The organism is Henriciella sp., assembly GCF_049649345.1.
Taxonomy (GTDB): Bacteria; Pseudomonadota; Alphaproteobacteria; order Caulobacterales; family Hyphomonadaceae; genus Henriciella.
The window spans coordinates 1-8,618 of sequence record NZ_JBARZC010000608.1 but is presented as its reverse complement, the minus strand read 5'-3'; the positions used below and the strand labels follow the sequence as shown (position 1 = coordinate 8,618).

Genomic DNA, 8,618 nt, shown 5'->3' with positions numbered 1-8,618 from the left:
GATCTGCTGCATGCCAAAGCCGAGGCCCACCCCGACCGCGCCGCCAATCACGGCGAGCCCTGAGAGCGGAATGCCAAGCCCCGCCAGCGTGAGCAGCGCCGCGCCGAAGAACAGGCCGATCTGCAGCGCATTCGACATCAGGATGCGCAGCGACGGCTCGACCTTGGGCAGCGCATGCACACGCGTCTTCAGCCGGCTGGCCAGCCAGTTGGCAATGAACAGGAAGAAGGCGGCCGTCGCGATCGCCTGGACGATGAAGATCGGGCTGATCCGCCCGCCGGCAAAGGGCGGGCCGACATTCGACAGCCAGTCGATCACATCGTCCAGCACACCGAACGCGTAAAACAGCGCGAACACCCAGATCGTCCAGGCGAGCGGCTTGCGGACGAATTCTGGTAGGAAGGTCGTAACCACCCGGATCAGCAGCCATGCAAGCGCCAGCGATGTCGCGATCCTGACCAGCGAGCTGTCCTGGCCGGCTGCGCTCAATATGGCCTGCGTCAGATAAAGCAGCGCCGCCCAGAGCGCCGGGCGCACGAGTTGCGGGAGCGTCTCGTGGACGTGACGCGAAATATTGTCAGGCAGGCGCCGCACCAGCACGGCGACCCGCTTGCGGAGCGGGATGGCCAAGGCGATGCCGATGACAAGCGCGGCCACGATCGCGCCAAGCTGGATCGAGAGCGGGATCAGCGTGTCGAGGTTCAGGAGATGCGTATTCGCCCAGCCTACCGGATCATTCAGGAACGGCCTCGCCCAGGCGAGATAATCAGTCTGGGTGACGGCCGCCGTACCCGGATCAGCGGCACCATCGGGTGAGACCGTCCGGCAGAACTCCTCGCCATCGCGGACGATACACTCCTTGATGACGGTTTCTGGCTCCGCCGGACCTGCCTCACCCTGCATTTTGCGTAGTCCCTAGATCGGCTCGTAGGGGAAGACTGTGGTCGTTGGACCAAGATCGGTAAAGCTGCCCTGCATGCTCGGCAGGCCCTGCTCGATGAGGGTCTCGGGCGTCCAGCCTTCAAGCCGGGCGACCGATTTCACAGGCCGTGGCTGGTTGAACAGGATGACTTCATTGCCGCGCACAGAGAAAATCTGGCCGGACACATCCTTCGCTCCATCGGCGCAAAGCGCGATCGCGAACTGGGCGACCTGGTCGGCGCGCATGCCATTCTTCATCCGCTCGACGCGCTTGGCGCCGGCTTCATCCTTCACCGGGATGGACGCGATCATGCGCGTCCAGGCGAACGGCGCGATGACGTTGGAGCGGACATTCTTGCGCGCGCCTTCCATGGCGATGATGTGCGACAGGCTGGCAATGCCGAGCTTGGCGGCGCCGTAATTGGCCTGTCCGATATTGCCGATCAGACCCGTCGTGGAGGTGAAGAGGACATAGGCGCCGTCTTCCTGGTCCCGAAACTCATTGATCGAGGCGCGGGTCACATTGAACGTCCCGTTGAGGTGAACGTCGATGACCGCTTTCCAGTCGGATTCGGACATCTTGTGGAACATGCCGTCGCGCAGGATGCCGGCCGGATTCATGATGGCATGCAGGCCGCCAAACTCATCCTTGGCCTGCTCGACCATGCCTTCTACGGCCTTGTAGTCGGTCACGCTGTCGGAATTGGACACCGCTTCGCCGCCAGCAGCGCGGATTTCCGCAGTGACTTTCTCGGCCGGCCCCGCATCGCCTTCGTCGGCGCCTGACAGGCCGCCGCCAAGATCATTGACGACGACTCTCGCACCCGCTTTCGCGGCCAGCAGGGCGCACTCCTTGCCGATGCCATTGCCGCCGCCGGTGACGAGCACCACTTTTCCGTCCAGAACGCCCATCAAATCCTCCTAAAGGTCGCTTTTTTGATACCGGGCGATTTCCACCACCCTTGAGCGAACTTGGCAAGCGCGGGCGTTGCGACTTTATTGCGCTTTCAGACCCGCAATCAGGCGCTTGGCGCGCAGGTAGATCGTCAGGATCGAGCCGAGCGCGATGATCGCCAGGGCAACGCTCAGCAACAGGCCGGAGCCGCCCCAGAGCGGCTCGAACAGGGCGAGCGCTGCGGCGGCTGTCAGCGCGCCCATCCGGTGCTGCTTGGCCATCGGCCCGCCAAAGTCAGCCGGAAGGGCATTCGCCCGGCCAAGCTCGCGGACATAGGCAACGAAGATCGCAAGCGCGGCCGCCACCACGCCCAGCCATGGCAGGCCGCAGCCTATGCCTGCGCCGGTCAGCAGCAGAAAGTCCGAGACCCTGTCGGGAAACTCGTTCCAGAACGGCCCGTCCTTGCCGCCTGCACCATGTTCGACCGCAACCATGCCATCAAAGAGGTTGCACAGGAGCCGGCCCTGAATGCCTGCAATCGCAACGAGTAGCAGAAAGACGCGCAAGACGCCGTCAATGTGCGGAACAAGGCAGAAGGCGAGGCCGCCAACCGCGGCAAAGCCCATGCTCGCCATCGAAATCTGGTTTGGCGTGACGTCCTTCGCAGCCAGCCATTTTGCGGCCTGCACGGCCCAGCTGGACTCGCGCGATCTGATCGGACGGCGGATATCAAGAAGCTCATTGGTCATGCTGGAACCTTTCTGTTGCCGTCCTTTCCGGTCTGGCCCTTTCTCTGGCGCCAGAGGCTGTACGAATAGATGATGGCATAAGTGAGAGCGACGCTGGCGGGTACAGCGATCGTCGCGAGGATTTCAGGCGTGCCCGCGAGTGCATGCGTCCCGATCAGCACAGCGGTAGAAACCGTGCACACGGTGAACGGCGGCGCCATGATCGCAAGCGGCGCGGATGCGCCCGCAAACCGGGCCGAAAGCGCCTCAAGACATTTCTTCATGACCAGCGTGATCAGGCCCGATAGCGTGCCCTGAACCAGTCCCGCGAGAGCCATGTCCGGCAGAGGATGGCCGCTATTGGCGAACACCGCCCAGCTCCCCATGCCGAGAAACGCACCCGCGACATGCGCCGCGGTGTGATTGAGAATTTTGTTGACACCTGAACTCTTCTGCATCAGAAAGTCTCCAACGTGAGTAAACGCTCACAAACTAATGAGGCTTAAAACATGGATTGGATTTCTGCGCAACCTCTTCCGCTCGTTTTCGGGTTTGCTGCGCTTCTCGGCCTGCTGGTGCTCGGCTCGCTGGCCGCGCTCATCCTGCCGAACGTGAAACCGGGCGCGGCGGATGATCTCGCCCCCCGCATGAAAAGCTGGTGGGTGATCTGCGCCCTCGTTGGCGGCGCGCTCCTGCTCGGCTGGCAGGCCTTCACCATCCTCTTCGCCTTCATCAGCTTCATCGCGCTGCGCGAATTTCTCACCCTCGCGCCCACGCGCAAGGAAGACCGCCTTGTCGTGCTCTTCGTCTATGCGAGCGTGCTGATCGTCTACTGGGCCGTCTGGATCGACAATTTCGCCTATTTCCTGGTCATCCCACCCGTCTACATCTTTATCGCCACGGCCATGCTGATGGCCTTTCTCGGGCGCACGGACGGCTTCCTCGCCACGGCCGGCATCATGCAATGGGGCGTCATCGTCTGCGTGTTCAATCTCGGACACGTCGCCTTCCTGATGCGCACGCCGCTTGAGGAAGTGCCTGAGGCCGGCCCGGCAGGCCTCGTCTTCTTCCTGATCTTCGTGACCCAGTTCAACGATGTCGCCCAGTATTGCTGGGGCAAGCTGTTTGGCCATCATAAAATCAGCCCCAAAGTCTCGCCTAACAAGACATGGGAAGGCGCGATTGGCGGCTTCCTGACGACGACAATCATCTTCGTCCTGCTCGCGCCATACTTTACGCCGCTGGACTTCTGGCCGAGCGTCATTGTCGGCCTCGTCCTGCCGGTGGCGGGCTTCTTTGGCGACATCACCATGTCGGCCATCAAACGCGACCTTGGCGTCAAGGATACGAGCCGGCTTCTGCCCGGCCATGGCGGCGCGCTCGACCGGCTCGACAGCCTGATGTTCACCGCGCCGCTCTTCCTGCATGCGCTGGCTTATTATTCACTGGAGCGTTTCTAAGATGTGGCAGCTCATCCGCCGTTTCATTCTCGTGGTTCTCGTGCGGCCCTTCGCGATGCTGATCATCGGTCTCGATGTGCGGGGTCGACAGAACCTGCCGACAAAAGGCCCGGCCATCATCGCGGCCAATCACAACAGCCATATCGACACGCTGCTGATGCTCTGCCTGTTTCCCTCGCGCAGCCTGAAACAGGTCCGTCCTGTCGCGGCCGCCGACCACTTCCTGAAGACCCCGCTGTCGAGCTGGTTTTCGCGCAATGTGATCGGGATCATCCCGGTCAATCGCAAGGGCGCAAAGGAGGGTGAGGACGTGCTCGCAGGCTGCAAGGCGGCGCTCGCCAATAATGAGATCCTCGTGATTTTTCCTGAAGGCAGCCGCGGCGAAGCCGAAGAGATGGGCACGTTCAAATCCGGCATCGCGCGCCTCGCCGAAGCTTTTCCGCAAGCGCCCATCGTGCCGGTCTACATACAGGGCGCCGGCCGCGTCCTGCCCCGCGGCAAGCGCATCATCGTCCCGTTCAATTGCAGCGCCATTGTCGGCGCGCCCTTCAGATGGTGCGGCCAGAAGGCCGAGTTCATGGCCAAACTCCGCACCACGATCGAAACCCTGCGGGCCGACGCCCCGCCGCTGCGCTGGCTCTAGGAGGAGACCACAGCCATGATCTCGAACAATGTCACCATCTTTCGCCTTGCCCTGACGCTTCCTTTCTTTGCGTTGCTCGCCATCAACGGACCGGGTTGGGCCGCGCTAGGGCTGTTTCTCGCCTGCGGCCTGCTCGACATTGTCGACGGCAAGCTCGCCCGGCACCTGGGTGAGACCTCACGCCTCGGTGCGATGCTGGACCTCTGGGGCGACCGGATGCTGACGCTGGCTGCCGTAGCAGGCCTGATTATTGCGGGCGCTCTCAGCCTCCCGGCCAGCATGGCGGCGCTGGTGCTGGTTGCGCGCTGCCAGGCCGTCTCCACCTTTGGCGAAGCGCTTGGCGGACCAGACAGGCTCACCCCGTCCACGTTCGAGCATACCAAGATCGCGCTCGCCTTTGCCGGCCTTGGCCTGATGATGGCGCCGGGGTTCTGGGACCAGCAGGCCATGCTGGGCGAAGCTCTGATTTATGCCGCCGCCGCGCTCACCCTCGTCACGCTGGCGGGCTATATTATTCAGGCGGTCAGAGCGCTCGCACCGCGTCCAGCGTCCTGACACTCAGCGCGGATCGAATGTGATGCGCCAGCTGATATTGAACTGCCAGTCATCGGCATCATCGGGCGAGGGGGTCTCATAAGGCTTTGCCGCTTCCAGCCCCAGTTCGCCGAAGTCTGAATAGGCGGCCCGTATGCCCGCACCGGCCGAGCCGAGCTGTCTCTCCGGCAGGTCGCGGCCGACAAAGCCGACCGTCGCATAGTCGGCAAAGGCATAGACTTCGCTATCGGCGAATTTCCCGGTTTTCAGGGGGCGGTACGCCGCCTCGACAAGCGCGGCTGCACCTGTGTCTGCATTAATAACCCCATTCTCGAAAGCGCGGCCATAATTCGGCCCGCCGACCGAGAAGCGCTCATTCGCGGGCAGGGGATCATCGCTCCATTGGCCGGTCAGGTTGAGCCTCAGATAATACTGGTCGGCAAAGCGTTGCGCCAGTTTGATATTCGCATCGGCCGTCAGAAACTCCAACTCGCCGACAGGCTGGGATATCCGGGCCTCCAGCACATCGAAGCCTTGCGACACCTGCACGCTCGCCGCAGCGACCGTATCGCCGCGGGTCCAGTCATAGGCGAGCCGTCCGCGCAGCGCGCGCGTGCGCTCGGTCGACAGAAGCGAGCCGAAGGCCGCATTGTTGCTGTTCAGCACATCGGCCACCAGTGAAGCACGCAGGTTTTGCTGCGAGGAGCGCACGAAGGGATGGGACAGGCCGAGCGAATAGAGCGAGGCGCGCCCTTCCAGCCCGGAGTCCTCAGCAAACGATTGCAGCTCGGCCGCGCCGACAGAAGCGCGCGTGCCAAACGTGCCGAGCGGTGTGCTGTGCTGCAGGCTGGCATAGCGGAAATCTTCGAAGTCTGTAGAGGCAGCAAGGTTCAGACGCGTCTGGTCTCCGGCGCGAAGCAGGCCGTACCCCGCCGCTTCGCCGCTGACCTGCCCCTGATCGATCAGGCGCGTCGTGCGGCTGTCATATCCGACACTGAAATCGGTGCGCTTCTGTTCAGCGTCCAGACGCAGCTTCACCCCGCCTCTTTCACTGCCCTGGGCAAGGCTTTCCGAAACCGTCAGCCCGGGCACATCGTCGAGCAGCAGAAGATTACGCTCATACACAGCGCGGCTTGCCGGGCGGATTTTGGTCAGCCGCGCGGCGTGAGACGCGACGAGCGCCTGCTCACTCTTTGTCAGGTCGCCCGCAATCTTGACCTGCTCGACATATCCCTCGGCGGCGAGGAGATCGACATTGCCCCCCTCGAAATCCTGCTCGGGGACGACAAGGGTGAACAGGGCGACATCGGTTTCGCGATAGGCATCCGACAAGGCATCGACCAGGGTCTGAAGATTATCGGACGTCAGGGGCCGGCCGATATAGGGCTCGGCGGCGCGCGCCACTTTCGCGGGCACAGGCACGCCCCGGAAATTTACAGTGCTGATCTGCAGCCCTGTAGGAATACTGGCGTTGAGCTGCGTCGTGCCGGTCGGCAGCGAGGCTGTCTCGGGCGCGGCAGGATCTGTCCTTTCGCGCTCGGGATCGAGACGGCTACGGAAATGGTCCGGCAAGTCCTGAGCACTTGCCGGAAAGGCGGTCGCCATTCCGGCAATAGCCAGAATGGCGACCATCGATGTACGGTCTGCTGTTCGCATGAATTAATGTCTGAACCAGGCGGAACTGGAGGGGGCGGCGCCCCTCCGTCACCTGCCTAGTCGTCCGCTTTGAGCAGGCCGCCAACAAGACCGGTCAGAGCCCCCTGGTGAGATCCGCTTCCCGTTTGATCTTCGGAGAGCAGGGCTCCCTTTTTGTCGGCAAGCTGTCCGGTAGTATCCGTTACCTTGACGATCACGCCTTTCAGCCCGACCGCTTTTCCGGGAGCGCCTTTGACCAAGCCGAGACCGCGGCCTTTTCCCTTGCCGCCGACGTCCAGCAGAGTGTCAGCCGCATCGCCGAGGCCGTTCTCTGATGTGCCGGCCCACTCGTTGATCGGCGAAAGTGCGTTTTCGTCCGAGCCGGGCTCGAAGGTTACGAGTTCGCCGTCGCTGACCACGCCTGCGTCGAAGTCTCCGTCCGCTTGCGAGTTTGCCGACAGCAGATTGCCGCCGAACATCGCACTGCTCTCGGCGCTTCCGACCGGAGTGGCTTCGCCAACCCCGAGCGAGACTGCCGAGCCTGGTGCAGCGGTCAGACCGTCGAGGAGGAATTGTTCACCATTACCCGATTCCACAAGCGTCATGCCGACCGCTTCAACAGTGCCGATCACCGTGCCGGTGACATTGGTTGAGCCTGGCAGGGCCTCGTCGACCAGTGAGGCAACTTGCATACCTTCGGCGCTCATTGTCATCGTCCCTTCGCCCGTGGTCACGAGAAGGTCGGATACGACCGGAAGAGATGTATCCGGGTCGCCTGTGTTGGCCAGGAGCCCTGTTTGCGCAATGCCTTCAGAGCCGACAAGCCCTCCAGCGGCGATCACGCCGGCCGATCCAAGGCCGAACGGATCGCCGGTCTCGCCCTGCGCCCCCTGCGGTCCGCGTGTGCCCTGCTCTCCGGGTTCGCCCTGCTCGCCGACGGGCCCCTGCGCCCCGACGCTGGCCATTCTGTGGTGTCCGTTCGAGCTGCATGCCGAAATCCCAAGAATGAATAGGGTGGATGCCATTAGAGTGGGAGCTTTGTACTGATTATTGCGCATTGCGTTTCCTTACATTCCTTCGCCGGGCCTGTTTCCTCCCGGGCAACCTAGGCGTGATTGGAAGACGTTTGCGAAAATCTAACTCAAAATTCAAAATTTCTAAAAATTTGGCCGTACGCACCAGGCGTTCGAAAAATGACGATAAAAAACAGTATACTGAAGGGGCTCCCACGCCTCGCAAGGCCAGATGGGGAATTCTGAGAGGTGAATAGTTATATATAGCGCGTGCTTTATAGTAGAAATGGTCAGAATAGCTCTCTGAGGCCAAAGCCGGTAGGCTTCGACAATACTTGCTCTGGTCTGGCGCTCCCCGGCGCGCAGAGGAAGGATTTATTTGACAAGACTATGATCTGCGCCATGTCTCGGCGCTCGCAGAGAATGCTTCAAGCGCCTGTTGCGTAACCCGCCTCAGGCGATCGCCGTGGTGAGGAAGCCGTGGCTGCGTTTGATGCTCTCTTCGGCTTCCTTGATGATCCGCTCGACAATGGCCGCAACGGGCTCAACAGATTTCACGCCGCCCGCTGACTGGCCCATCGCAAAGCAGGACGTGTCTTCGTCGAGTTTGGCCTCATCGGTAATCCCGCCAATGCCGCCGATGACGCCGGTCCGGGTCGAGTGGATCGCCTGTTGCGGGAAGGGCTGGATATCTTCGGGCCGGCTTTCCCAGTCATTGATGTACTCATTGGTGCGGCAGCGCATCGGCTTGCCGGAATAACAGCGCGTGCGCGTCGTATCGGTATCGCC

At 62.2% G+C, this 8,618-nt stretch carries 8 protein-coding genes and 2 pseudogenes; 3 read left to right on the top strand and 7 right to left on the bottom strand.

Annotated elements, in window-relative coordinates; all coding sequences use genetic code 11:
* The 4 genes and pseudogenes from WA989_RS16975 to WA989_RS16960 form a co-directional block, all read right to left on the bottom strand.
* Positions 1-903: pseudogene (locus WA989_RS16975) on the bottom strand (hypothetical protein); the annotation flags it as partial.
* A 12-nt stretch (positions 904-915) separates the two neighbouring features.
* A complete protein-coding gene (locus WA989_RS16970) occupies positions 916-1,833 on the bottom strand; it encodes an SDR family NAD(P)-dependent oxidoreductase (protein WP_424341663.1) in 918 nt (305 codons plus the stop codon).
* An 84-nt stretch (positions 1,834-1,917) separates the two neighbouring features.
* Entirely contained in the window at positions 1,918-2,565 is a 648-nt protein-coding gene (locus tag WA989_RS16965) for a CDP-alcohol phosphatidyltransferase family protein (RefSeq protein WP_424341662.1), read from the bottom strand.
* Positions 2,562-3,002 carry a hypothetical protein gene (locus WA989_RS16960; protein ID WP_424341661.1) on the bottom strand — a complete coding sequence of 147 codons (441 nt, stop codon included), beginning with the start codon at positions 3,000-3,002 and terminating at the stop codon, positions 2,562-2,564. Before WA989_RS16960 ends, WA989_RS16965 begins: the two co-directional genes overlap by 4 nt.
* A 51-nt stretch (positions 3,003-3,053) precedes the next feature.
* Between WA989_RS16960 and WA989_RS16955 the strand changes: the two genes are divergently transcribed.
* From WA989_RS16955 to WA989_RS16945, 3 genes are read left to right on the top strand one after another with little or no spacing between them, the layout of a single operon-like run.
* Positions 3,054-4,004, top strand: a complete 951-nt coding sequence (locus WA989_RS16955) for a phosphatidate cytidylyltransferase (RefSeq protein WP_424341660.1) — start codon at positions 3,054-3,056, stop codon at positions 4,002-4,004.
* 1 nt (position 4,005) lies between these two features.
* The gene (locus tag WA989_RS16950; RefSeq protein WP_424341659.1) at positions 4,006-4,647 is read left to right on the top strand and encodes a lysophospholipid acyltransferase family protein; all 642 of its coding nucleotides are present in this window, start codon (positions 4,006-4,008) and stop codon (positions 4,645-4,647) included.
* 15 nt (positions 4,648-4,662) lie between these two features.
* Positions 4,663-5,202: a CDP-alcohol phosphatidyltransferase family protein gene (locus tag WA989_RS16945; RefSeq protein ID WP_424341658.1), complete on the top strand. Its 540-nt coding sequence runs from the start codon at positions 4,663-4,665 to the stop codon at positions 5,200-5,202.
* 3 nt (positions 5,203-5,205) lie between these two features.
* Here the strand turns inward: WA989_RS16945 and WA989_RS16940 are convergent, their stop codons facing one another.
* The 3 genes and pseudogenes from WA989_RS16940 to WA989_RS16930 all read right to left on the bottom strand — a co-directional run.
* A complete protein-coding gene (locus WA989_RS16940) occupies positions 5,206-6,837 on the bottom strand; it encodes a ShlB/FhaC/HecB family hemolysin secretion/activation protein (protein WP_424341657.1) in 1,632 nt (543 codons plus the stop codon).
* Between the two features lie 56 nt (positions 6,838-6,893).
* Positions 6,894-7,781 (bottom strand): hypothetical protein, encoded by an 888-nt coding sequence (locus WA989_RS16935; protein WP_424341656.1) that lies wholly within the window; start codon positions 7,779-7,781, stop codon positions 6,894-6,896.
* A 501-nt stretch (positions 7,782-8,282) separates the two neighbouring features.
* Positions 8,283-8,618, bottom strand: a pseudogene (locus WA989_RS16930) (NAD(P)H-dependent flavin oxidoreductase); the annotation flags it as partial.

Bases quoted from the DNA above. Each gene is read 5' to 3' on its own strand.
- WA989_RS16970 (WP_424341663.1), bottom strand. From the start codon at position 1,833: ATGGGCGTTCTGGACGGAAAAGTGGTGCTCGTCACCGGCGGCGGCAAT.
- WA989_RS16965 (WP_424341662.1), bottom strand. From the start codon at position 2,565: ATGACCAATGAGCTTCTTGATATCCGCCGTCCGATCAGATCGCGCGAG.
- WA989_RS16960 (WP_424341661.1), bottom strand. From the start codon at position 3,002: ATGCAGAAGAGTTCAGGTGTCAACAAAATTCTCAATCACACCGCGGCG.
- WA989_RS16955 (WP_424341660.1), top strand. From the start codon at position 3,054: ATGGATTGGATTTCTGCGCAACCTCTTCCGCTCGTTTTCGGGTTTGCT.
- WA989_RS16950 (WP_424341659.1), top strand. From the start codon at position 4,006: ATGTGGCAGCTCATCCGCCGTTTCATTCTCGTGGTTCTCGTGCGGCCC.
- WA989_RS16945 (WP_424341658.1), top strand. From the start codon at position 4,663: ATGATCTCGAACAATGTCACCATCTTTCGCCTTGCCCTGACGCTTCCT.
- WA989_RS16940 (WP_424341657.1), bottom strand. From the start codon at position 6,837: ATGCGAACAGCAGACCGTACATCGATGGTCGCCATTCTGGCTATTGCC.
- WA989_RS16935 (WP_424341656.1), bottom strand. From the start codon at position 7,781: ATGGCCAGCGTCGGGGCGCAGGGGCCCGTCGGCGAGCAGGGCGAACCC.